At 69.8% G+C, this 23898-nt stretch carries 22 protein-coding genes; 12 read left to right on the plus strand and 10 right to left on the minus strand.

The genetic code is table 11. From position 1 onward, the window contains the following. Window positions 1–43: 43 nt before the first annotated feature. Together CD928_RS14305 and metW are read left to right on the plus strand one after the other, a co-directional pair. On the plus strand, window positions 44–1162 hold the full coding sequence (locus CD928_RS14305; protein ID WP_095387765.1) for a homoserine O-acetyltransferase: 1119 nt from the start codon (window positions 44–46) through the stop codon (window positions 1160–1162). Beyond that, complete coding sequence (gene metW / locus CD928_RS14310) at window positions 1159–1758, plus strand: methionine biosynthesis protein MetW (protein ID WP_095387766.1); 600 nt, start codon at window positions 1159–1161, stop codon at window positions 1756–1758. Before CD928_RS14305 ends, metW begins: the two co-directional genes overlap by 4 nt. A gap of 220 nt (window positions 1759–1978) precedes the next feature. On the opposite strand, the gene CD928_RS14315 is transcribed toward metW, so the two are convergent. Continuing rightward, window positions 1979–2614: a TetR/AcrR family transcriptional regulator gene (locus tag CD928_RS14315; protein WP_095388071.1), complete on the minus strand. Its 636-nt coding sequence runs from the start codon at window positions 2612–2614 to the stop codon at window positions 1979–1981. A 286-nt stretch (window positions 2615–2900) separates the two neighbouring features. Here CD928_RS14315 and CD928_RS14320 point away from each other — a divergent pair, with 286 nt between their 5' ends. Then, a complete protein-coding gene (locus tag CD928_RS14320) occupies window positions 2901–5192 on the plus strand; it encodes a TonB-dependent receptor (RefSeq protein WP_255247206.1) in 2292 nt (763 codons plus the stop codon). Window positions 5193–5245: 53 nt separating this feature from the next. Here the strand turns inward: CD928_RS14320 and CD928_RS14325 are convergent, their stop codons facing one another. Genes CD928_RS14325 through hemC form a run of 5 tightly spaced genes read right to left on the minus strand, consistent with a single transcriptional unit; the run spans window position 5246 to window position 10187 of the window. Next, window positions 5246–6379 carry a CaiB/BaiF CoA-transferase family protein gene (locus CD928_RS14325; protein WP_095387768.1) on the minus strand — a complete coding sequence of 378 codons (1134 nt, stop codon included), beginning with the start codon at window positions 6377–6379 and terminating at the stop codon, window positions 5246–5248. A 2-nt stretch (window positions 6380–6381) separates the two neighbouring features. Beyond that, window positions 6382–7584 (minus strand): acyl-CoA dehydrogenase, encoded by a 1203-nt coding sequence (locus CD928_RS14330; protein WP_095387769.1) that lies wholly within the window; start codon window positions 7582–7584, stop codon window positions 6382–6384. 40 nt (window positions 7585–7624) lie between these two features. Continuing rightward, window positions 7625–8533 (minus strand): mitofilin family membrane protein, encoded by a 909-nt coding sequence (locus CD928_RS14335; RefSeq protein WP_095387770.1) that lies wholly within the window; start codon window positions 8531–8533, stop codon window positions 7625–7627. Window positions 8534–8559: 26 nt separating this feature from the next. After that, entirely contained in the window at window positions 8560–9243 is a 684-nt protein-coding gene (locus tag CD928_RS14340; protein WP_095387771.1) for a uroporphyrinogen-III synthase, read from the minus strand. Beyond that, window positions 9240–10187, minus strand: a complete 948-nt coding sequence (gene hemC, locus CD928_RS14345) for a hydroxymethylbilane synthase (RefSeq protein WP_095387772.1) — start codon at window positions 10185–10187, stop codon at window positions 9240–9242. Before hemC ends, CD928_RS14340 begins: the two co-directional genes overlap by 4 nt. Window positions 10188–10284: 97 nt before the next feature. Between hemC and tsaD the strand changes: the two genes are divergently transcribed. The 3 genes from tsaD to CD928_RS14360 all read left to right on the plus strand — a co-directional run bounded on the left by tsaD (window position 10285) and on the right by CD928_RS14360 (window position 13962). Then, window positions 10285–11319 (plus strand): tRNA (adenosine(37)-N6)-threonylcarbamoyltransferase complex transferase subunit TsaD, encoded by a 1035-nt coding sequence (gene tsaD / locus CD928_RS14350; protein WP_095387773.1) that lies wholly within the window; start codon window positions 10285–10287, stop codon window positions 11317–11319. After that, entirely contained in the window at window positions 11316–12326 is a 1011-nt protein-coding gene (locus tag CD928_RS14355; RefSeq protein ID WP_095387774.1) for an NAD(P)H-dependent glycerol-3-phosphate dehydrogenase, read from the plus strand. Before tsaD ends, CD928_RS14355 begins: the two co-directional genes overlap by 4 nt. 154 nt (window positions 12327–12480) lie before the next feature. Continuing rightward, window positions 12481–13962, plus strand: a complete 1482-nt coding sequence (locus CD928_RS14360; RefSeq protein ID WP_095388072.1) for a lipopolysaccharide biosynthesis protein — start codon at window positions 12481–12483, stop codon at window positions 13960–13962. 1 nt (window position 13963) lies between these two features. Here the strand turns inward: CD928_RS14360 and CD928_RS14365 are convergent, their stop codons facing one another. Then, the gene (locus CD928_RS14365) at window positions 13964–14962 is read right to left on the minus strand and encodes an adenosine kinase (RefSeq protein ID WP_095387775.1); all 999 of its coding nucleotides are present in this window, start codon (window positions 14960–14962) and stop codon (window positions 13964–13966) included. 108 nt (window positions 14963–15070) lie between these two features. Here CD928_RS14365 and CD928_RS14370 point away from each other — a divergent pair, with 108 nt between their 5' ends. Further along, window positions 15071–15751 carry an EI24 domain-containing protein gene (locus tag CD928_RS14370; protein WP_095387776.1) on the plus strand — a complete coding sequence of 227 codons (681 nt, stop codon included), beginning with the start codon at window positions 15071–15073 and terminating at the stop codon, window positions 15749–15751. Beyond that, window positions 15748–16152: a hypothetical protein gene (locus CD928_RS14375; RefSeq protein ID WP_095387777.1), complete on the plus strand. Its 405-nt coding sequence runs from the start codon at window positions 15748–15750 to the stop codon at window positions 16150–16152. Before CD928_RS14370 ends, CD928_RS14375 begins: the two co-directional genes overlap by 4 nt. Before the next feature lie 38 nt (window positions 16153–16190). Here the strand turns inward: CD928_RS14375 and queG are convergent, their stop codons facing one another. Continuing rightward, window positions 16191–17243 carry a tRNA epoxyqueuosine(34) reductase QueG gene (gene queG / locus CD928_RS14380; protein WP_095387778.1) on the minus strand — a complete coding sequence of 351 codons (1053 nt, stop codon included), beginning with the start codon at window positions 17241–17243 and terminating at the stop codon, window positions 16191–16193. Window positions 17244–17290: 47 nt separating this feature from the next. On the opposite strand from queG, the gene CD928_RS14385 reads away from it, so the two are divergent. The 4 genes from CD928_RS14385 (at window position 17291) to msrB (ending at window position 21618) form a co-directional block, all read left to right on the plus strand. After that, window positions 17291–18259 (plus strand): ABC transporter ATP-binding protein, encoded by a 969-nt coding sequence (locus CD928_RS14385; protein ID WP_095387779.1) that lies wholly within the window; start codon window positions 17291–17293, stop codon window positions 18257–18259. Beyond that, window positions 18256–19554, plus strand: coding sequence for an ABC transporter permease (locus CD928_RS14390; protein WP_095387780.1), 1299 nt, complete (start codon window positions 18256–18258; stop codon window positions 19552–19554). The genes CD928_RS14385 and CD928_RS14390 overlap by 4 nt, the downstream gene beginning before the upstream one ends. Window positions 19555–19831: 277 nt before the next feature. Further along, on the plus strand, window positions 19832–21088 hold the full coding sequence (locus CD928_RS14395) for a cytochrome P450 (protein ID WP_095387781.1): 1257 nt from the start codon (window positions 19832–19834) through the stop codon (window positions 21086–21088). A gap of 44 nt (window positions 21089–21132) precedes the next feature. Further along, window positions 21133–21618, plus strand: coding sequence for a peptide-methionine (R)-S-oxide reductase MsrB (gene msrB, locus CD928_RS14400; RefSeq protein ID WP_095387782.1), 486 nt, complete (start codon window positions 21133–21135; stop codon window positions 21616–21618). On the opposite strand, the gene CD928_RS14405 is transcribed toward msrB, so the two are convergent. Both CD928_RS14405 and CD928_RS14410 read right to left on the minus strand, forming a co-directional pair. Further along, on the minus strand, window positions 21599–23452 hold the full coding sequence (locus CD928_RS14405) for a hypothetical protein (RefSeq protein WP_095387783.1): 1854 nt from the start codon (window positions 23450–23452) through the stop codon (window positions 21599–21601). The genes msrB and CD928_RS14405 overlap by 20 nt on opposite strands. After that, on the minus strand, window positions 23449–23883 hold the full coding sequence (locus CD928_RS14410; RefSeq protein WP_095387784.1) for a GtrA family protein: 435 nt from the start codon (window positions 23881–23883) through the stop codon (window positions 23449–23451). Before CD928_RS14410 ends, CD928_RS14405 begins: the two co-directional genes overlap by 4 nt. Window positions 23884–23898 lie beyond the last annotated feature (15 nt).

Genomic DNA, 23898 nt, shown 5'->3' on the forward strand with positions numbered 1-23898 from the left:
CACGTTGACAAGGGTGGCCATGCGCGCCTAGCCCCGCCGCACCATGGCAACGCGCTTGCAATCCGACCGGCCCAACCAGATCACCCTCGACCATCCGCTCGCGCTCGACAGCGGCGCGCTGCTTGCGCGGCCGACGATCGCTTACGAAGCCTATGGTCCGCTGAACGCCGCGCGCGACAATGTCATCCTCATCTGCCACGCGCTGACGATGGACCAATATGTCGCCTCGACGCATCCGGTGACGGGCAAGCCCGGCTGGTGGAGCAAGGTGGTGCGTCCCGGCGGAGTGATCGATACCGACCGCTATCATGTCATCTGCGCCAATGTGATCGGCAGCTGCCTGGGGTCGAGCGGCCCCGCCAGCATCGATCCCGCGACGGGCGATCCCTATGCCATGAGCTTTCCGGTCGTGACGATCGGCGACATGGTGCGCGCGCAGGCGATGCTGCTCGACCAGCTCGGCATCGGGCGGCTTCATGCCGTCATTGGCGGATCGATGGGCGGGATGCAGGCGCTCGCCTTCGCGGCGCACTATCCGGGCCGCGTCGACCGCGCGCTCGTCATCGCGTCGGCGGCGCGCCATTCGGCACAGAACATCGCCTTTCACGAGGTCGGGCGGCAGGCGATCATGGCCGATCCCGACTGGCAGGGCGGCGATTATTATGCGAGCGGGCGGGTGCCGGTGAAGGGGCTGTCGGTGGCGCGCATGGCGGCGCACATCACCTATTTGTCCGAAGCGGGGCTGACCGAGAAATTCGGGCGCCAGCTTCAGGACCGCGAGGCCAAGACGTTCGGGTTCGAGGCCGATTTCCGGATCGAATCCTATCTCCGGCATCAGGGGATCAGCTTCGTCGATCGCTTCGATGCCAACTCCTATCTCTACATCACACGCGCGATGGACTATTTCGACCTCGCCGACCCGCATGGCGGACGGCTCGCCGAGGCGTTTCGCCATTCGCCGGTGCGCTTCGGTCTCGTCAGCTTCGATTCGGACTGGCTCTATCCGACCGCCGAATCGCGGCGCATCGTCCAGGCGCTGCACGGCGCGGGCGCGCAGGCGAGTTTCGTCGAACTGTCGAGCCCGTTCGGCCACGACGCCTTCCTGCTCGATTCGCCCGAGATGTGGCGGCTGATGGCGGGATTTGTCGAGGCCGGCCGATGACCGCCGCAACGCTTCGCCCCGACCTCGCGCTGATCGCGGCGCAGGTGCCCGCAGGCGCGCGCGTGCTCGACGTCGGCTGCGGCGACGGCACGCTGATGGCCGCGCTGCGCGACACCGGCGGGGCCGATGTGCGCGGGCTGGAGATCGATCCCGCGAATGTCGCGGCCGCGATGGAGCGCGGCCTCGCCGTGGTCCAGGGCGATGCCGACCGCGACCTCGCCGACTATCCCGACGACGCCTTCGACATCGCCATATTGTCGCAGACGCTGCAGACCTCGCACCGCCCCGACCGCATCGTCGACGAACTGCTGCGCATCGCCCCGCGCGCTTTCGTCAGCTTCCCCAATTTCGCGCACTGGCGCGTGCGCCTCGCGCTGCTCTGGGGCGGGCGGATGCCGGTGACGCGGCTGCTGCCCGTCGCCTGGTACGAGACCCCCAACATCCACCATGTCACGGTCAGCGATTTCCGCGACCTGATGCGCGCCCGCGGCATCGCGGTCGAGCGCGCCTGGTACCTCTCGGGCGACCGCCCGACGAGCGACGCCGCGGCCAGCTGGCGCGCCGAGCATGCGATCTTCCTGATTTCGCGGGGCTGATCCGCGTTCGCGAGCATCGCCGCGACTTGCGACCGAAAACAGCCGTCGCCCCCGCGAAGGCGGGGGCCGCTGGAGGCTTATTCCTGCGCCGCTGCGTAAGACGACAGCGGCCCCCGCCTTCGCGGGGGCGACGAGTTATGCAACGCCCGCTCCTCACCCCTTGGCAGTCATTCGACCTGACAAGAATGCAGCCCCGCCTCAACGACAGGCCACCGCGCAATCAATCCTTCTTCCCCAACCCGTTCGCAAGCAGGTCGTTCGCGATCCGCGCGACCTCGGCGATGTCGGCGTCGGCGTCCCACAGGCCGTAGCGCATGCCGAGGAAGACGTTCATGCCGCCGATCGCCCAGGCGTGGATCTCGCCGACGTCGGGCCGAATCTCGCCGCGTGCCGCGCCCGCTTCCAGTCGCTGGCGGATACGCTCGACCGTCGTTTCATAGTGGCGGCGATAGCTGGCGTAATCGACGAATTCGGCCTCGTCGATGATGCGATAGATTTCCCTGTGCTCGCGCACGAAACCCAGAAAGGATTCGAGGCCGATGCGCTCGGCGGCGATCTCGTCGGGCGCGGCCTGGACGATCGGCGTCACATGATCGCGCAGCTGCTCGCTCATATAGCGGACGAGCGCCTGGAAAATCTCCTCCTTCGAATCGAAATAGGTGTAGAAGCTGCCGAGCGCGGTGCCGGCGCGGCGCGTGATCGCGCTGATCGACGCCTCGTGAAAGCCGCGCTCGCCGAATTCGACCGCCGCGGCGTCGAGCAGCTTGCGCAGGGTGCGCCGGCCGCGCTCGGTGCGCGGCGTCTTGTCGCGCCCGCCGGTTGCGTCCGTCGCTGCCATCCCCTCTGCCGTCGCCATGTCCGGCTGGTCCATCGCGCCATCCCTCTTCCCGCTCCGCGCCTGCATCGTGGCATTTTCGCACCACTGGCAAGCAAAAAACGCCGGAGCCAACTTCCAAGTTGAAACTTGGTTCACCTTTCATTATTGGGTGCGTCGCGGCTTGGCAAGTCCGGGCCCAAGAAAAGATGACGCCAGAAATGGTAAAATGGGGGTGGCGAGGGGTCACCCGTGACTTGGGAGACTCATCATGCGTCCTTTCGCCCGCCAGCTGCGCCGCGCGGTTCTCGCCACCACCACGCTTTCGATGCTCGCCTTCGCGCCCGCCGCCTTCGCGCAGGAGGATCCGGGCGCGAGCAGCGACGATTCGGGCGAGATCATCGTCACCGCCCGCCGCCGCGACGAGCGGCTGGTCGACGTGCCGGTCGCGATCACCGCCTATTCGGGCGACGCGCTCGCCAAGGCGGGCGCGATCGACATCACCGACATCGGTGCGACGACCCCGAACACCACCCTCGAAGTCTCGCGCGGCGCCAATTCGACGCTCAGCGCCTTCATCCGCGGCGTCGGTCAGCAGGACCCGGTGTCGGGCTTCGAACAAGGCGTCGGCATCTATCTCGACGACGTCTATCTCAACCGCCCGCAGGCCGCGGTGCTCGACATCTACGACGTCGAGCGGATCGAGGTGCTGCGCGGGCCGCAGGGCACGCTCTATGGCCGCAACACAATCGGCGGCGCGGTCAAATATGTGACCAAGCCGCTGCCGCAGGACTTCTCGCTCAAGGTCAAGGCGACCTACGGCACCTATGACCAGGCCGACCTCGTCGTCACTGCGAGCGCTCCGATCAACGACATCGTCCGCATCGGCGCGTCGGGGGCGCGGCTGTCGCGCGGCGGCTTCGGCGACAATCTCACCACAGGGCTCGAAAATTACAACAAGGACGTCTGGGCTGCGCGCGGCACTGTCGAGCTCGGCGGCTATGGCGAGCCGGTGCTCATCCGCATCTCGGGCGACTATTCGAAGGACAAGAGCAATCCGCGCGGCGGTCACCGCCTGATCCCCAGCCTCGCGACGAACCAGCCGGTCCTCGATAATGTGTTCGACAGCCGCGGCGGACTCAACGATCCGAAGCAGGATATCGAGGCCTATGGCCTCGCGATGAACGTCACCGCCGAGCTCAGCGACACGCTGACGCTGCGCTCGATCAGCGCGTGGCGCAAGGACAAGTCGGCGACCCCGATCGACTTTGACGCGCTGCCCGCGGTCGACGTCGACGTCCCCGGCTTCTATTTCAACGAACAGATCAGCCAGGAATTCCAGCTGCTCTACGAAGGCGAGCGGCTGAAGGGCCTGCTCGGCTTCTATTATCTCGACGCGACCGCCGACACCTTGTTCGACGTGCGCATCTTCAACACCTTCGCGGGGCTCACCGCCTTTACCGAGGCCGATGTCGACACGACGACCTTCGCGCTGTTCGGCGACTTCACCTATGACTTCACCGACCAGCTCAGCCTGTCGCTCGGCGGCCGCTACACCTGGGACAAGCGCGAGGCGTCGATCCTTCGCCAGAATTACCTAGGCGGCGGATCGCCGGTCTTCGGCGGCGCGGGGGTTCCCTTCGGCGCGCCGGGCACCGATTTCGAGGGCAGCCGCAACTTCAACAAATTCACCCCGCGCGCCTCGCTGTCGTTCAAGCCGACCCCCGACCACACGCTCTACGCCAGCTATTCGCAGGGCTTCAAGGGCGGCGGCTTCGACCCGCGCGGCGTCGGCGTCAACGCGCCGACCGACAATGCCAACGGCATCCCGAGCGACGACGAGGTCGCGGCCTTCCTGAGCTTCCTTCCCGAACAGGTCGACAGCTACGAGGTCGGCTACAAGGGCAGTCTGATGGACGGCGCGCTGAACGTCGCGCTCGCCGCCTTCTACGCCGACTATAGCGACGTCCAGATTCCGGGCTCGGTCGCCTGCACCGTCAGCGGCCTCCCCAGCTTCTGCGGCGTCGTGTCGAACGCGGGCAAAGCGACCTTCAAGGGGCTGGAGTTCGAAGGCCGCGCGCGGCTGGGTCAGGACCTCGCGGCAGCGGGCGACCGGCTGACGCTGTCGACCGCGCTCGGCTTCATCGACGCGCAGTACAAGGAATATATCACCAACATCGGCGGGGTGCCGACCGACGTCGCCGACTATCGCGAGGTGCAGAACACGCCGAAATGGACCGCGAGCGGCACGCTCGCCTATTCGGCGCCGGTCGGCGACGGCGACATCAATTTCGCGACGACACTGTCGTACCGCAGCAAGACCTATCAGTTCGAGATTCCGAACCCCTATATCGACCAGAAGGGCTTCGCGCTGCTCGACGCCAGCCTCGTCTACACCGCGCCGGGCGACCGCTGGAGCATCGGACTGTTCGGCAAGAACCTGACCAACAAGAAATACAAGACCTCGGGTTATACCTTCGTCGTCGCCGATCCGGAGACCGGCGTCATTCCGACGGGCGCCAACGGCCTGCCCTTCTCGGCGCTCGGCACCGAGGGGACGCTGACCGCCTTCTACGGCAATCCGCGTCAGGTCTTCGTCACCGGAACAGTGAAGTTCTGACGGCCAAAGTCTGAAACAAGAGGGAAAGGGGCGTCCGCTGCGGCGCCCCTTTTTTATCCGCCGAGCGGCGGCGCCCCCGCCGGTGCGATCATGCGCTCGCCGTCGATGACGATCGGGCTCGCGACCGCGTCGATCGCCGCGCCTTCGGGGCGAAAGCGCATCCCGCGCGCGACCACCTGCGGGTCGGCGAAGACGCCGGCGAGGTCGTTGATCGGCCCCGCCGGCACGCCCTCCGCCTCGAGCGCGAGCGACAGCGGCTGCGCGTCCCACGCGGCGATCTTCGCCGCGAGCAGCGGGATCAGTTCGGTGCGGTTCGCGAGCCGCGCCGCGTTGGTCGCGAAGCGCGGATCTTCACCCCATTCGGGCATGCCGAGGATCGCGCAGAGCTTGCGATACTGCCCATCATTGCCCACCGCGATGACGAGCTGGCCGTCGGCGGTCGCAAAGACCTGATAGGGCACGACATTGGCGTGGCCGCTGCCCATCCGCTTCGGCACGACCCCGCTCGCCAGATAATTGGCGGCCTGGTTCGCGAGCACCGCGACCTGGCTGTCGAGCAGCGCCATGTCGATATGCGCGCCCACGCCGGTGACGTCACGCCGCCGCAGCGCCGCGAGGATCGCGACGGCCGAATACATGCCGGTGAAGATGTCGGCATAGGCGATGCCGGCCTTTTGCGGCGCGCCGTCGGGCTCTCCGGTCAGCGACATGAAGCCGCTCATCGCCTGGACGATATAGTCGTAGCCCGCGCGGTGGGCATAGGGGCCGGTCTGGCCGAAGCCGGTGACCGAACAGACGATGGCCCGCGGGAAATCGGCGCGCAGCCGCGCCGGATCGAGCCCATATTTGACCAGCCCGCCGACCTTGTAATTCTCGATGACGACATCGGCGTCCGCGATCAGGTCGCGCAGCGCGGTCTGGCCGTCTTCGCTCGCGATATCGATCGCGACGCTCCGCTTGCCGCGGTTGCAGCTGTGATAATAGGCCGCACCCAGCGCCTCGCCGTCCGCGCCCGTGACGAACGGCGGGCCCCATTGGCGCGTGTCGTCGCCCGCGCCCGGCCGCTCGACCTTGATCACCTGGGCGCCGAGGTCGGCGAGCAATTGCCCGCACCACGGCCCCGCGAGCACGCGCGCCAGTTCGACGACGCGCAAGCCGGCAAGCGGCTTCGGAAGCCTGTCCGCCACCGTCAGGAAAAGGCGCTGATGCCGGTGATCGCGCGGCCGAGGATCAGTGCGTGGACGTCGTGGGTGCCCTCATAGGTGTTCACCGTCTCGAGGTTCACCGCATGGCGGATGACGTGATATTCGGCCGCGATGCCGTTGCCGCCGTGCATGTCGCGCGCGACGCGGGCGATATCGAGCGCCTTGCCGCAATTGTTGCGCTTCAAAAGGCTGATCCGGTCGGGGGCGAGCCGCCCCTCGTCGATCAGCCGCCCGACGCGCAGCGCCGCCTCGGTGCCGAGCGCGATCTCGGTGAGCATGTTCGCGAGCTTCAGCTGCACGATCTGGTTCGCCGCGAGCGGCCGCCCGAACTGCTTCCTCTCGAGCGTGTAATTGCGCGCCGCCTCGTAGCAGAATTCGGCCGCCCCCATCGCGCCCCAGCCGATGCCGTAGCGCGCACGGTTGAGGCAGCCGAAGGGACCCTTCAGCCCCGACACGTTCGGCAGCAGCGCATCCTCGCCGACCTCGACCCCATCCATCACGATCTCGCCGGTGATCGAGGCGCGGAGCGAGATCTTGCCCTCGATCTTCGGCGCCGACAGGCCCTTCATCCCCTTTTCGAGCACGAAGCCGCGGATCGCGCCATCGTGCGCGTCGGACTTCGCCCAGACGACGAAGATGTCGGCGATCGGCGAATTGGTGATCCACATCTTCGCGCCCCGAAGGCGATAGCCGCCCTCGATCTTCTCGGCGCGCGTCCGCATCCCCGCGGGGTCGCTGCCCGCGTCGGGCTCGGTCAAGCCGAAGCAGCCGACCAGCTCGCCCGATGCGAGCCCGGGCAGGAAGCGCCGCTTCTGCTCCTCGCTGCCATAGGCGTTGATCGGATGCATCACGAGGCTGCTCTGCACCGAACAGGCCGAGCGATAACCCGAGTCGACGCGCTCGACCTCGCGCGCGATCAGGCCGTAGCTGACGTAATTGAGCCCCGCGCCGCCATATTCGGGATCGATCGTCGCGCCGAGCAGCCCGAGCTGTCCCATCTCGCGCATGATCTCGCGGTCGAAGCGTTCGTCGAGGAAGGCCGAGGTGACGCGCGGCAGCAGTTCGCTTTGCGCATAGCCGCGCGCAGTATCGCGCACCATCCGCTCCTCATCGGACAGCTCGGCGTCGAGCGCCAGCGGGTCGAACGGGTCGAGCGCCTCGATGCGCTGCGGATCGGCGAGGGCCATGGATCGGCTTTCTTCAAAGCGCGGCCCAAGGATCGGGCTGCTAGGGAGTGGTCGCACCCTTGCGGGCGATCGCGGCAGCCGGGCTGTCGCGCGGCTCCAATATCGCCGCGGTCTCGATGAGGTCAAGCGCGCGCCGCGCCTCGTGATAGCGCCGCGCGTCGATCAGCCATTCGCCCGCCGCCTCGGCCCCCGGCAGCGCTTGGACCTCCTCGATCGCCTTGTCCACCTGGCCGCCCGCGAGATAGCGGCGCGCGCGCTCGATCCGTTCGGACGCGCGCGGCGACAGCGTGCCGGCGGGGCGCACGACGAACAGCTCGCTGAGTTCGCGCCGGAAACCGGTCCACAGGCTGCCGCCGCTCTCGCCGTTGCGGCCGACGAGCTGCGGCGCGAGCGTGTCGAGCTCGCTGCGCAGCTGCTCGAGGGTGATCGGGTCACGCGAGGTGTCGATGATCGTCTTGACCGCGTTCGGCTGGTCGTCGCCGAAACGCAGGCGCAGCTGCGCCTCGAGATAGCCGAGCGACAGGCCGCGATCGAGCGCGCGGCGCGCGGCGAAGGCGATCAGCAGCCCTTCGGCGCGCGTCGCATTGCCCGACGCCGACGCCGCCTCGAAGGTGATGCGCGACAACCGCGTTTCGAGGTCGGCGACCCGCGCCGACAGCGCGCTCGCGCCGTCGACCGGCGCCACGACCATCGCGGGTTCGGCGGCGCTGGGCGCGGGCGCGGCGCTGTCGCCCGGTGCCGCGAGCGTGCCGCCGGGTGTCGGCGTTTGCGCCACCTTCGTCACCGGCGCGGATCCGCTGCCCGGCAGCAGGCGCGTCATCGCCCATCCGCCACCGACGATTCCGATCACCAGCACGAGCAGGGCACCGATCACTAAGGTGCGGAACGAAAAGCCCTTTCCGCGAGCGCTCTCGTCGATGCGGACGCCTTTGTCGCTGTCGATTGCCATATTTCTCTTTCGAACGACCCCATTTTTCAGCCTTTGTGGCACAAAGCGCGCGCCAGTGCCAACATTGCCGCGTCATCGGGCCGCTCGGCGACGGCGACATCGCCCCATCCCGCCCCCGCCGCCGATGCCGCCTTCGCGCTGATCGCGACCAGCGCCAGATGCGCGCGGGCCTCCGGCACGAGCGCGGCGATCCGCTCCGCGGCGCGCCGGCTGTGGGCAAGCAGCACGGCCGGAGCGGCGACCAGCGCCGGCCAGTCGGCGGGCGGCGTCACGGTGTCGGCGGCATAGCAGGGGAGCGCGATGATCGCCGCCCCGCGCGTGTCGAAGCGCGTCCGGTCGCGGCCGCAAAGCCACAATATCCGGGTCACCCCGCGCGACGTCATGGCGTCGACCAGCGCCTGCCCGTCGGTCGCGCCGACCTCGACGACGCGCAGGCCCACCGCGCTGGCGGCTTCGGCGGTCGCCGCGCCGACGGCGTGGACGGGAAGCGGAGCGAGTCGTGCCAGCCCGGCGCCGCCGAGCCGCGCCGCCTGCGCGCTCGTCAGCAGCAGCGCGTCGAAATCCCCGGGGTCTGGCACGGCCCAGGTGAGCGGATGCGCGGCGAAGAGTGGCATGGGCCGGGCATCGAGGCCCATCGCCCGCGCCCGCGCGACCGTCGCCGCGCCGCCGGGGTCGGGGCGCGTGACGATCAGCGGCAGTCCCGCGCTCATAGCGCGAACAGGCGCCGGACCGATTCGGGCGCTTCGGCGAGCAGGCGGTGCGCGAGCCGCGCCGCGGCCTCACCGTCGCCGACCAATACATGCCCCGCGACATGCTCGGCGCCGTCGGCCGAGAAGATCTCGCCGTCGAGACGCAGCGCACCACCTTCCACGAAGCGCGCGTGCGCGGCGACCGGCGAGCGGCAATCGCCACCGAGCGCGGCGAGGAAGGCGCGCTCGGCCATCACCGCGGCGTGCGTCGGCGCGTCGTCGACCGCGGCGACGAGCGCGCGCACCCGGGCATCGTCCGAACGGCATTCGATCCCGATCGCCCCCTGCGACGCGGCGGGAAGCAGCAGCGCCGCGTCCTGCGCGACGCCGATGTCGTGCATCCCGAGCCGTTCGAGCCCCGCCGCCGCGAGCAGCGTCGCATCGGCGTCGCCGGCCGCGAGCTTCGCGAGCCGCGTCGCGACATTGCCGCGCAGCAGCACCGTTTCGAGGTCGGGGCGCAGCCGCCGGACCTGCGCCGCGCGGCGCGGGCTGCTCGTCCCCAGCCGGGCGCCCGGCGGCAGATCGGCGATCGCCGACGCCGCGATCCCCTCGCGCACCACCAGCCGGTCGCGCGGGTCGGCACGCGGCAGCATCGCCGCGAGCGCGAAGCGCGCGTCGCGCAGCGTCTCGACGTCTTTCAGGCTGTGCACCGCGACATCGATGACCCCCGCGTCGAGCATCGCGTCGAGTTCGCGCGTCCACAGCGCCTTACCGCCGACCTCGGCGAGCGCGCGATCCTGAATCTTGTCGCCGGTCGCGGTGATCGGCACGATGACAAGCGCCGCGGGATCGAGCCCGTGCGCCGCGGCCAGCGCCGCGGCCGCCATGTTCGCCTGCGCCATCGCGAGCGGCGAGGCGCGCGTGCCGATGCGCAGCGGCGCCGCGGGGGTGGGAAGATCGGTCATGCGCCGCTGCTAGGCGCTGCGCGGACGAAAGGGAAGATGGCGGGAGTGCAACCCCGCTTGCCCCCCTGCGCTTCGCGCGAGTAAGGGGGCATATCATATGACCCTGATCCTTGGCCTTGAATCGAGCTGCGACGAAACCGCGGCGGCGCTTGTCGACAGCGAACGGCGCGTCCTCGCGCATCGCGTCGCGGGGCAGGAGGCCGAGCATAAGCCCTATGGCGGCGTCGTCCCGGAGATCGCGGCGCGCGCGCATGTCGATCGCCTCGCGCCGCTCGTCGAGGGAGTGCTCGGCGATGCGGGGGTTTCGCTCGCCGACATCGACGCGATCGCCGCGACCGCCGGGCCGGGGTTGATCGGCGGGGTGATGGTCGGGCTCGTCACCGGCAAGGCGCTCGCGCACGCGGCGGGCAAGCCGCTGATCGCGGTCAATCATCTCGAGGGGCACGCGCTTTCCCCGCGCCTTACCGACGCGGGGCTCGCCTTTCCCTATCTGCTGCTGCTCGTCTCGGGCGGCCACTGCCAGCTCCTCCTCGTCCGGGGCGTCGGCGATTACCGCCGCCTCGCGACGACGATCGACGACGCGGCGGGCGAGGCGTTCGACAAGACCGCCAAGCTGCTCGGGCTCGGCTATCCCGGCGGCCCGGCGGTCGAGCGCGTGGCGGCGGGCGGCGACCCGCGCGCGGTCCCCCTTCCCCGCCCACTCGTCGGCAGCCGCGAGCCGCATTTCTCCTTCGCCGGGCTCAAGAGCGCGGTTGCGCGCGCCGCGGCGTCGGGCGAGCACAGCGTCGCCGACCTCGCCGCCTCCTTCCAGCAGGCGGTGGTCGACTGCCTCGTCGACCGCAGCCGCGTCGCGCTCGCCGCCTGCCCCGAGGCGAGCGCCTTCGTCGTCGCCGGCGGCGTCGCGGCCAATGGCGCGATCCGCGCCGCGCTGACCGAGCTCGCGGCGCGGTTCGACAAACCCTTCGTCGCGCCGCCGCTGTGGCTGTGCACCGACAATGGGGCGATGATCGCCTGGGCGGGTGCCGAACGCTTCGCCGCGGGGCTCACCGACCCGCTGTCGGTCGCGGCGCGCCCGCGCTGGCCGCTCGACGCCGAAGCCGAGGCGGTGCGCGGAGCCGGAGTCAAGGCATGACGCGTGAAAGCATGACGCCACCCTTTTCGCGCTTCGGCGTCGTCGGCGGCGGCGCCTGGGGCACCGCGCTCGCGCAACTCCTCGCCGCGGACGGCGCGCCGGTCCGGCTCTGGGCGCGCGAGGAGGAGGTCGTCTCGGCGATCAACGCGGAGCATCGAAACCCATTTTTCCTTCCCGACGCGGCGCTTTCGCCCTCGCTGACCGCGACCGTCGACCTGGCCGACCTCGCGGGGCTCGACGCGCTGCTCGTCGTCGTTCCCGTCCCCTATCTGCGCGCCGTTCTCGCCGCGCTTCCGCCGGGTGATGCCCCGCTGATCTTCTGCAGCAAGGGGATGGAGGCGGAAAGCTTCGCCTTTCCGGTCGACATGGCGCGCGAAGCCTTTCCCGCCCGCCCGCGCGCGGTGCTGTCGGGCCCGACCTTCGCGCACGAGGTCGCGGCGGGGCTGCCGACCGCGATCACCCTCGCCGCCGACGATCCGGCGCTCGCCGAGGCCCTTTCCCGCGCGCTCGCGCGCCCGCATTTCCGCCCCTATGCCTCGACCGACGTGATCGGCGCCGAGATCGGCGGCGCGGTCAAGAATATCCTGGCGATCGCCTGCGGCATCGTCGACGGCGCCGGATTGGGGCTCAACGCGCGCGCGGCGCTGATCAGCCGCGGTTTCGCCGAGATGACGCGATTCGGCCTCGCGCGCGGCGCGCAGGCCGAAACGCTCGCCGGGCTCGCCGGGCTCGGCGACCTCGTGCTCACCTGCACCTCGTCCAATTCACGCAACTTCGCGCTCGGCCAAGGGCTGGGGCGCGGAATGTCGGCCGCCGAACTGATGGCCGACCGCCGTACCGTCGCCGAGGGCGCGTTCAGCGCCCCGGTGGTCGCCGCAGCGGCGCGCGTCGAAGGCATCGACATGCCGATCACCGGCGCCGTCGCGCGCCTCGTTGCGGGTGAAACCAGCGTCGCCGATGCCGTTCAGGCGCTGCTCAGCCGCCCGCTGCGACGCGAAGGCGCGTGAGACAAAACCGCTCCGCAACGGCACGCCCGCGATTGCCTGCACCGCCCGCGCGCGCTAGGCTGCGCGGCGGGGAAAAGCAGAAGGGGCGCCAGGCTTGAGCCAGACGGATAGCGCAGCCGCGCCCCCGCCCTCCGATTCCGGCCCCGATCAGCCGATGCCCGACGCCGATGCGGCGGCGCTCGCCAAGGGTGGGCGCACCAATTTCTTCGGTTTCGTGCTGCGCCTCATCGCGCGGCTCCCCTTCCTTTATGTCGCCGGCCGCTGGTACGGCGCCGATCTGGTCGGCCGCTTCGCCTTCGCGGTGCTCGTCATCGAGCTGGTCGCGCAGGTTGCGACGCTCGGCCTCAAGCGCGGCCTCGCCGAGCAATTGAGCGCGCCGGGCGCCGATCCGCGCATCGTCGTGTGGGACGGCATGTTCGTCGCCTTCCTCGCCTCGGCGCTCGGCTCGGCGATCCTCTTCCTCGTCCCGCAGCTCATGTATCCGGCGGGCGACATCAGCGGCACCGATCATTGGATGGCGCTCCTCGTCTTCGCGATCGCGGGAACCGAAATCGCGCTCGCCGCCTGCGCTTATCGCTTCGACATCGGCGCGACGGTGCGCGCGCGGGCGATCGTCGAACCGTGGACGATCAGCATCGCGGCGGCCGGTTTCTGGTTCGTGTCGATGCGCGACGGGCTGATGCTCTCCTATGCCGCGGCGATGGTCGCGGCCTTTCTGACGGCGCTGTGGCCGATGATCCGCCACTATGGCGGCCCGGGCGTGTGGCGCCCGCATATGGCGCACCTGATCGGGCTTGCGCGCCGCAACGCGCCGCTCGCCGCCGCCGACGCGATCGAATGGGGGACGCGCCGGCTCGACCTCTTCATCCTCGGCCAGTTCACCTCGCCGACGATCTACGGCATCTATTACATGGCACAGCAGGTCGCCTCGCTGCCGCAGAAGCTCAAGACCAGCTTCGAGCCGATCCTCGGCCCCGTCATCACCCGCAGCCTCGCCGAAAAGCGCTTCGCTGCGGTCGCGGCGCAGGTCAGCCAGGTCGGCTTCTGGATCATCGCGGCGCAGGCCGGGGTCGCGCTCGCGCTCGGCATTCCGGGCGAGGCGGTAATGGGGCTCGTGGGCCCCGAATTCGTCGGCGGCACCGGCGCGCTCGCCTTCCTGCTCGCCGCCGAGGTCGTCGCGGCGACCGCGGTGGTCAGCGAGGCGGCGCTCGTCTATGTCGCGCGCCACCGCAACCTCCTGATCAGCCTCGCGACGCTCGCGCTGCAGGCGGTGCTCAGCGTCGGGCTGATCCTCGTCGCGCAGTCGATGGGGCTGGCGCCGATCTATTATGCCGGCGCGGTCGCGCTCGCGCTGATGCTCGCGCTCGGTTTCGCCTCGGTGGCGAAGGCTTGGCTGCTCGCGCGCATCCTGAAGGCCCCGGTCAACAGCCTGCGCTGGGCGCTGGTCTGGGCGACCGCGGGCGCGGCGGTGCTCGGATGGGGCGCGACCCAGCTCCCCGAATGGGCCGAGCTGCTGATCGGCGTGCCCTTCATCCTCGGCGTCTATGCCTGGCTGATCTGGACGCGCGGCTTCGGCCCCGCCGACCGCGCGCTGTTCCGCAAGCACCCCGAAGCGGCGGAAACCCCCGCCGCCTAACTCAGCCCAGGCGCGCCGCGACCTCGGCCTTGAGGTCGGTCTGCGCCCGCGGGCCGACCTGCGCGATGATCTCGCGCGCGCAGACCGCGCCCATCGTCAGGCAGTCGGCAATCACGCGGCCCTCGGCCTGACCCGCGAGGAAGCCCGCGGCGAAGAGGTCGCCCGCGCCCGTGGTGTCGACCACCGCGTCGATCGGCTCGGCGCCGACCTCGGTGCGCGTCCCGCCCATGATCGCGATCGCCCCCTTTTCGCTGCGCGTCACGACGAGCAGTGGCACGTCGGCGGCGACCTTGGCGACCGCGGCCTCGAAATCCGCCTCGCCGGCGAGCGCCTTGATCTCGACCTCGTTCGCGAAGAGGATGTCGAACAGCCCTTCGGCGATCAGCGCACGGAAATCCTCGCCATGGCGGTCGATGATGAAGGCGTCGGAGAGGGTGAAGGCGACCTTGCGCCCCGCGCCGCGCGCGACGTCGATCGCCCGGCGCATCGCGGCGCGCGACAGCGGCGGATCCCACAGATAGCCTTCGAGATAGAGGATGTCCGAATCTGCGATCACCGCCTCGTCGATCATCGCCTGCTCGAGCAGGTGGCTCGCGCCCAGGAAGGTGTTCATCGTCCGCTGGCCGTCGGGGGTGACGAGGATCAGGCAGCGCGCGGTCGGCGCTCCGCCACTGAGCGGCGGCGTGTCATAGGCGACGCCGAGCGCGCGCAGATCGTGGGTGAAGACGTGGCCGAGCTGGTCGTCGGCGACCTGCCCGATGAAGGCGCAGCGGCGGCCGAGCGCCGCCATCCCCGCGAGCGTGTTCGCCGCCGACCCGCCCGACATCTCGACCGCGGGGCCCATCGCGGCATAGAGGCGCGTCGCTTCCGCCGCGTCGATCAGCCGCATCGAGCCTTTGGTGAGGCCCTCGGCCTCGATCAGCGCGTCGTCGGCGCGGGCGATGACGTCGACGATCGCATTGCCGATGGCGACGACGTCGAAACGGGCGGTGGAGGCCATGAAAATTCCTGTGATGTTGGGAAAAGCTGCCGCGCGCCTTAATCGGCGGCGCGCGCCAAGGCAAGCGCGACGCTTGACGCGCGCGGCGGCGCCCCGCATCCCGGCGCCATGGCCCGCGCCGTCCACGCCCTGCTGCTCGCGCTCCGCGACCTGCCCAGCCCGCGGGTGCTGCGCATCCTCGCGGCGAGCCTCGCGCTGACGCTGCTGATCTTCCTCGCCGCCGGCGCGGCGATCTTCTTCGGCGCGCGCTGGGCGCTCGCCCATGGGCAGTGGCTTGCCGGCGCGAACCTCGACATGGCGGGAATCGTGATCATTTTCGCGCTGATCGCCGCGAGCTGGCTCCTCTTCCGCGCCGTCGCGATCGTCGTCGTCGGCCTGTTCGCCGATGGCATCGTCGCCGATATCGAGACGCGCCACTATCCCGCCGCCGCGCGGCGCGCGGTCGACGTCGGATGGCGACAGAACATCCGCCTCGCGCTCGCCTCGCTGGCGCGGCTGATCCTCGGCAATCTCGTCGCGCTGCCCTTCTATATCCTGCTTCTCGTCACCGGCGTCGGCACGCTACTGCTTGCGCTCGCGGTCAACGCGCTGCTGCTCGGCCGCGACCTCGAGGCGATGGTCCTCGCGCGTCACCCCGACCGGCCACGCCTCGACCGAGCCGCGCGCTGGTCGCTCGGGCTGCTGTCCGCCGCAGCTTTCCTGATTCCCGTCGCCAATTTCTTGGCCCCCATCGCCGGCGCCGCTATGGCCGTGCACATGCTTCACCTGGGGAAGAGGGACGACAGATGATCCGGCACCACCATCTGGGACCCATCGCGGGCCTCGCGCTGCTGCTCGCCGGCTGTGCCGGTCCCGCGATCCCGCGCGCGACGCCGCCGCGATCCGCCGCCGCCCGGCCGACCCCGCCGCGACCCGCACCGACGCCGATCGCCCCGCCGCGCGTCGTCCAGCACAACAGCCTGATCGGCCACGACGCCGACGCGGCGATCGGCCTGTTCGGCAAGCCGCGGCTCGACGTGACCGAAGGCACGGGGCGCAAATTGCAGTTCGCGGGCGACGCCTGCATCCTCGACGTTTATTATTACGCCCCCAAACAGGGCGCGAAGCCGCTCGCCACCCACGTCGACGCCCGCGCGCCCGACGGCCGCGACGCCAGCATCGATGGCTGCATCTCCGCGCTCCAGCGGTGACCTTTTCCCTCCTCTCCAAAAGGAGGGCTTAAATGACGTCATTCCGCCAGTTCGGCGAGCGCCCAGGCGGCCGCATCGGCGACCATCGGGGATTCGTCCTCGATCAGCGCCGCGAGCCGCGCCCGGAAGCCCGCATCGCCGCTGTTGCCTGCCGCGATCGCGGCGTTGCGCACCATGCGGTTCCGCCCGATACGCTTGATCGGCGATCCTGCGAAGACCTGCCGGAATCCCGCATCGTCGAGGTCGAGCAGATCGGCGAGCGCCGGCGCGGCAAGCTCGGCGCGCGGCAGGAAGGCGCGGTGCCGATGCGCGGTTTCGGCGAACTTGTTCCACGGGCAGACCGCGAGGCAATCGTCACAGCCATAGACATGGTTGCCGATGCCGCGCCGCAGCTCGACCGGAATCGGCCCGTCATGCTCGATCGTCAGGTAGGAGATGCAACGCCGCGCATCGAGCCGGTAGGGCGCGGGAAAGGCCTGCGTCGGGCACGCGTCCTGACACGCCCGGCAACTGCCGCAGCGGTCGCGCCCCGGCCGCGCCGGCGCAAGGTCGAGCGTCGTGTAGATCGCCCCCAGAAACAGCCAGCTCCCGTGCTCGCGGCTGACCATATTCGTATGCTTGCCCTGCCAGCCGAGCCCCGCCGCCGCCGCGAGCGGCTTTTCCATCACCGGCGCGGTATCGACGAACACTTTCACGTCAGCGCCGGGCGCTTCGGCGACCAGCCAGCGCGCGACCGCCTTCAGCGCCTTCTTGACGATGTCGTGATAGTCGCTCCCCTGCGCATAGACCGAGATGCGCCCCCGGTCGGGCTCGTCCGCGAGCGCGAGCGGGTCGGCGGCGGGCGCATAGCTCATGCCCAAGGCGATCACCGACCGCACCTCGGGCCACAACCCCTGCGGCGACCCGCGCTCGGCGGCCCGGCTTTCCATCCAGATCATGCCGCCGTGGCACCCTTCGGCGAGCCACGCGTTCAGCCGCGCCGCCGTCTCGGGCGCCGCATCGGCGCGCGCGATGCCGAAGGCGGCGAAGCCGTGCGCGCGCGCGACGGCTTCGAGCCGCTGTTCAAGAGGGGGCAAGGCTTCGGCAACCATTGGCGCCCTATACGCCAACCCCATTGCCGTGCCATAGCTTGCACGAAATGATCAGGGACCGGCTTTTGAGCGAGCTCAGCGTCGAGGCGAAAGGCCTCACCAAATATTTCGGCGCCTTCAAGGCGGTCGATCATGTCAGCCTCGAAGTGCCGACGGGCAGCATCTACGGCGTGCTCGGCCCCAATGGCGCGGGCAAGACCACCAGCCTCCGCATGATGCTGGGCATCGTCGACCCCGATTCGGGCGAGAGCCGGCTGCTCGGCGGCCATACGCCGCAATCGGTGCGTCACCGCGTCGGCTATCTGCCCGAGGAGCGCGGCCTCTACCCCGGGATGAAGGCGCGCGAGGCGATTGCCTTCATGGGCGCGCTGCGCGGGCTCGAATGGGCCGAGGGGCGCCGCCGTGCCGCGACCTTCATGACCGAACTCGGGCTCGAGCGCGTGATCGACGAGAAGATCCGCAAGATGTCGAAGGGCATGGCGCAGATGGTCCAGCTGATCGGATCGATCGTCCACGCCCCCGACCTGATCGTTCTCGACGAACCCTTCTCGGGGCTCGACCCGGTCAACCAGGAGCGGCTCGAAACGCTGGTGCGGCGCGAGCGCGAGCGCGGCGCGACGATCCTCTTCTCCACCCATGTCATGGCGCATGCCGAGCGCCTCTGCGACCGCATCGCGATCATCGCCCGTTCGGCGCGCCGTTTCGAGGGCACCGTCGACGCGGCGCGCGCGCTGCTGCCGATGCAGGTGCGCTACACGCCGCGCACCGACGATCCCGCGCTCGCCGCGCTCCTGCCCGCGGGAGCCGAACGGCGCGGCGACGCATGGCAATTCCCGATTCAAGACGACGCGGTCGAACCGCTGCTCGCGCGCATCACCGCGAGCGGCCACGGCGTTGCCGGCCTGTCGATCGTCCGCCCCGCGCTCCACGATGCCTTCGTCCATATCGTCCGCCAGGTCGACGCGGGGTTCGACGCCGACGCGCATGCCGACGCGATCGAGGAGTCCGCGGCATGAGCCCCTTTCTGCGCACGCTGTTCGTGATCGCGCGGCGCGACTTCCTGTCGATCGTCGCGACCCCGACCTTCCTTCTCTTCCTGCTTGCGCCGCTGTTCATGATCGGCATGGGGGCATTGGGCGGCGTCGGCGCCTCACAGCTCGCCGACAGTGCGCGCGGCGCCGGGCGCCTCGTCGTGATCGCCGATCCGGGCGACATGGAGGCGCTGCGCGACGCCGACGACCGGCTGCGCGACGCGCTGCCCGGCGACCGCCCCGCGGCGCTCGAGCTGCGCATCGCCGCAGCGAACACCGATCCGGTCGCGGTCGCGCAGGAAAAAGGCCGCGATACCTATGCGGTGATGAGCGGGTCCCTCGCGGCTCCGCGCATCGTCGAGCGCGAGGCGGGCAGCCGCTCGGGCCGCTATCTCGCGCTGCTTGCGACCGAGGTGCTGCGGAACCGGGCGGCGGGCGCCATCGCCCCCGCCGCGCCGCGCTTCGAAAGCCTGACGCGTGGCGGTACGAGCATCGCGGCGCAGCAGTCGATCGGCTTCGGCGCCGTCTTCGTCATCTTCCTGTTGACCCTGCTTCTCGCGGGCCAGTCGGTCGGCATGCTCGCCGAGGAAAAGGGCAACAAGGTGATCGAGATCCTCGCCGCCGCGGTGCCGCTCGAAAGCGTCTTTCTCGGCAAGCTGCTCGGGCTGCTCGGCGTCGCGATCCTGTTCATCGCCTTCTGGACGGCGATGGCGGTCGGCGGCGGGCTGATCGCGATGACCCAGATCGATCCCGCCGCGATGGCGCAGGCGGGCGCGGCGGCCGGGGCTTCGGCGCCGCCGGCCGTCCTGGCGGTGGCACCGGCAACCGGCTGGCCCTTCTTTATCGGCATGTCATTCCTCTATTTCGTCATGGCCTTCCTGCTCCTCGGCGCGGTCTTCCTCGGCGTCGGCGCGCAGGCCTCGACGGTGCGCGAGATCCAGATGCTCAGCCTGCCGATCACCATCTTCCAGGTCGCGATGTTCAGCCTGTCGACCGCCGCCGCCAACGCGCCCGGAAGCGGCCTCGCGACGATCGCCCAGATCATCCCCTTCTCCTCGCCGCTCGCGATGGCGGCGCGCGCCGCGACCGACGACGCGAAGGCTGTGCATCTGCTCGCGCTCGGCTGGCAGGCGATATGGGTCGCGCTCGTCGTCTACCTCTCGGTCCGCCTCTTCCGCTCAGGCGTGCTGAGCGGGCGCAGCGACTGGCGCTTCTGGAAACGCAGCGCGGGAGTAGCGACCGCCGCCGCAACCGCGGCCGATGCGGCCGCGCGGCGGTGATCCGCTAGCGGGCGCCGTTCGGTTGCGACCGGAAGGGGACATTGAATTCTTCGTCACCCTGAACTTGTTTCAGGGTCCATGGCCTGCCCTTGAATTGGGCGCAGCGCCGAAGGAGAGACCGGGCCATGGATGCTGAAACAAGTTCAGCATGACGAGGTTGGATGGCCCCTCCCCACTCCAGAATCGCCCTCACCCCGCCGTTGACAAAGCTGTAAATAGTGGCATTCTGCAACTCATCCAGGCCGCGCGAGACGGCCTCCGAAGAGGAGCTGCCCCGATGGCCACCCAATTTCGCGTTGCCCCCGAAAACCCCGATCCGCTCGACGTTTCCCGCGCCGAATTGTGGAGCGAGGATCGCTGGCAGGAGCCGATGGCCCGCCTGCGCGCCGAATCGCCGATCCATTATTGCGAGGATTCGAAGTTCGGGCCCTATTGGTCGGTGACGACCTATAAGCCGATCCAGCATATCGAGGCGCTGCCCAAGATCTTCTCCTCTTCGTGGGAATATGGTGGCATCACCGTTGCGGGCGACGGAATCGAGCATCTGCAGGAGGGCGAGGTCCCGATGCCGATGTTCATCGCGATGGATCCGCCGCAGCACACCGCACAGCGCCGCACCGTCGCCCCCGCCTTCGGCCCGTCGGAGATCGAGCGGATGCGCGCCGACACGCTCGCGCGCACCGCCGCGGTGCTCGACACGCTCCCCATCGGCGAGACGTTCGATTGGGTCGAGAAGCTGTCGATCGAGCTGACGACGCAGATGCTCGCGATTCTCTTCGATTTCCCGTGGGAGGAGCGGCACAAGCTCACCGCCTGGTCCGACGCGCTCGGCGACATCGAGAGCTTCAACACCGTCGAACTCAGGCAAAAGCGGCTCGCGATCGCCTATGAGATGGGCGCGGCGTTCAAGGAGCTGTGGGACCGCAAGGCGCAGGCGCCGGGGCCGCACGACCTCATCTCGATCATGCTCCAGTCCGACGCGATGAGCCATATGAGCCATGAGGAATTCATGGGGAACCTCATCCTCCTCATCGTCGGCGGCAACGATACGACGCGCAATTCGATGTCGTCCTATGCCTATGGCCTCCACTGCTTCCCCGAGGAGCGCGCGAAGCTCGAGGCGAACCACGATCCCGATCTCGCGGTCAACGCGATGCACGAGATCATTCGCTGGCAGACCCCGCTGGCGCACATGCGCCGCACAGCGACCGAGGATACCGAACTGTTCGGCCACCAGATCAGGAAGCGCGACAAGATCGCGCTGTGGTACGCCTCGGCGAACCGCGACGAGAGCATTTTTCCCGACGGCGACCGGATCATCGTCGACCGCGAGAATGCGCGCCGCCACCTCGCCTTCGGCTACGGCATCCACCGCTGCGTCGGGGCGCGCGTCGCAGAGCTGCAGCTCACCGCGCTGATTTCCGAGATGCAGCGGCGCCGGCTGCGCGTGAACGTCGTCGGCGAGCCCGAGCGCGTCCACGCGAGCTTCGTCCACGGCTATCGCCATCTGCCGGTGGTGCTCGAAAAATATTGATGCGCGGCTGAAACCTCACGCGGGCCGGTCCCGTATCAACGGATATGATCGAACGGCGCTATCTTCTCGGCGGTCTCGCGCTTGGCGGCGCGCTCATCGGCGCGCCGATGCTCTTCGCCAAGTCGAGGCGGCCGCTGGCCGAGCCCGGCTGGCGCCTGTCCGACGCGCAGTGGAAGGCGCGGCTCACCCCCTTCCAGTACAAGGTGCTGCGCGAGGCGGTGACCGAGCGTCCTTTCACCAATCCGCTCAACGACGAGCATCGCGCGGGCATCTTTTCCTGCGCCGGCTGCGCGCTGCCGCTCTATTCGAGCAAGACCAAGTTCGAGAGCGGCACCGGCTGGCCGAGCTTCTGGGCGCCGCTGAAGAACGCGATCGCGATCTCGACCGACCATGAACTCGGCTATGCGCGCACCGAGGTCCATTGCCGCCGCTGCGGCGGCCACCTTGGCCATGTCTTCAATGACGGGCCGAAGCCGACCGGCAAGCGCTATTGTATGAACGGCGCCGCGCTCAGCTTCCGGCCGGCCTGACGCGCCACGCCGCCAATCCCGTCGCGGTGCCGAGCGGAACCGGTTCGAGCCAGGCGGGCGGCTTGCCGGTATAGAGACGCGCCGCCAGCCCGTCGGCGCGCGCCTTGCGGTAATTGCCGAAATCGCTCGCGCTGCGGCAGACGACGATCAGCGTCGCGCCGCGCCCGCGCACCAGCGCCTCGGCCTTGGCGGGATCGCCCAGAAACGCGCGGATCGTGTCGGCCATCGCCTCCTTGTTGCGATGGTGCGGCGTCGCGACGAGGCGATGCGGCGTCCAGAAGATCAGCGGCGCGCCGAGGTCGATCGGCGCAAGGATCGTCGCCGGCGGCAGCCGGTCGAGCGCCGCGATCGCGGCGGGGTCGAGGCAGTTCTGACGCTTTGGCGTGTCCGCCGCGGCGCGGCGCTCGTCGGGCGCCTGCAACGCCGGAAAGACCCAGCCGAGCGGCGCGGCGACCGCGAGGCTGGCGAAGAGCGGCACGGTCGCGGCGGCGAGCGCCGAGCCCGCAATGCGCGGCAAGGCGCCGGCGAGCCCCCGCGCCCGGCTCCACAGGCACAGCCCGACCCAGGCGCAGCCCGGCACCGCGATCAGATGCGCGGTCGAAACGCTGCGCATCACCAGCAGCGACAGCGCCGTCGCACCGGCGAGTGCGATCAGGATCGTCGCCCATTGGCGCCTGTCCTCGGCGCTCGCGCTGCGCAGCCATGCGAGTCCCGCGCCCGCGAACCCCAACAGCGAGGGGACGATCAGAAACGGAATATTGTGCGGCTTCGCGGCCCAGATCGGCTGCCCCTCGATCACGCGGCGATACCAGTAACGATCGACGATCGGATCGAGCGACGCGAAGGGGCCGCGCGCGCATTCGGGCGCGACCGCGACGAGCGCGAGCGCCGCGAGGACGGCCGCCCCGCCGAGAAGCAGCAACCGAAGCCATGGCCGCGACGGCCGCAGCGCCACCGCGACCCCGCTGCCGGCCGCGGCGACCGTGAAGGCGGCGAGATAGGGCGCCGACAGCGAATCGCACCACGCCCCCGCGAGTCCCGCCGGCCCGCGCGTCGCGAACTGAAAGAGGATCGCGCCCCCCGCCAGCCCGCCCATATAGCCGAGGAGCCGGTCGCGGTTCGCGGCGTCGCCGTTCAGCGCCCAGCGCAGCGCCGCGATTCCCGCGAAAAGCGCCGCCATCGGCAGCCCCTCGATCGACACCGCGACCAGCATCGCCGCGAACAGCCCGCCGAGCAGCCCGGCGCCGCGGCTCGCGGGACGCAGCGCCTGCCAGAGGATCAGCATCGCGAGGAAGATCTGCCAGCCGTGATGATCGACGCGCAGCGGCCGGAACTGCACCATGATATAGCCGGCGAAGAGAATATAGAGCGGCGCCACAAAGGCGATGCGCCGGTCGGACAGCGTCCGGAAGCCGAGCGCGGCGGCGGCGAGCAGCGCCGCGAGGTGGAGCGGCGGCCACAGCGCCATCACGATCTGCTCGGCGAGCGGCTGGCCGAAAAACGGCCGCAGCAACAGGATTCCGCCCGCGATCGGCGCATCGACGATCCGCGACCAGTGCATCAGCACGCCGCCATCCGCCGGATTGACCCGATATTGCATGAGGTCCCACCAGCCCTGCCCGGCCAGAAGGTCGCGCACCTGCGCCATGCGCATCGCGTCGTCGGTGTCGCTCAGCTGGAGCGCCGTGATCGCCGGCCATTGCCCGATGAAGATCGCGACCTCGACGACCGCCCAGAAGATGAGCGCGACGCGAACCGGCGTCATCCACGCCGCGAAGAACGGCGCAGTCTCGGGGGTCTTCGCGCCCTCGGCCGCGAGGGTACCGGCGCTCACGCGGCGTCCGGACGGAAGACGACGTGGCGGCGCAGCAGATAGGTGGTCTGGAAGCTGACGACGATCGCGGCGAGCTTCGCGAGACGCGCATCGAGGCCGAGCGCGCTCCCGGCGCCGACGATCGCGGTGGTCACCGCGAGACCGACGAGCGCCGAGCCGACGAACAGCAGCTTCTGGCGGTGGCGCTCGTCCGTGCCGCGCGCCGCGATGCCGTCGGCAAAGACGAGCCGGCTCGATACCAGCCAATGGACGAGGATGCCCGTGCCATAGCCGAGCGCCGAGGCGGCGACGGGCGCCAGCCCGCCATCGAGCAGCAGCAGGAACAGCCCGGCGTCGGTGCCGAGCGCGAGCCCGCTCGCGAACAGATAGGCGATCCAGCGCGCTTCGCCGCACCGCGCCGCGTCGATCATCTGCAAGGCCCTGTCGATCATCGCCGCGGTCCTCCG

It is taken from the genome of Sphingopyxis sp. GW247-27LB, from assembly GCF_002277025.1.
In the GTDB taxonomy this organism is placed as follows: Bacteria; Pseudomonadota; Alphaproteobacteria; order Sphingomonadales; family Sphingomonadaceae; genus Sphingopyxis.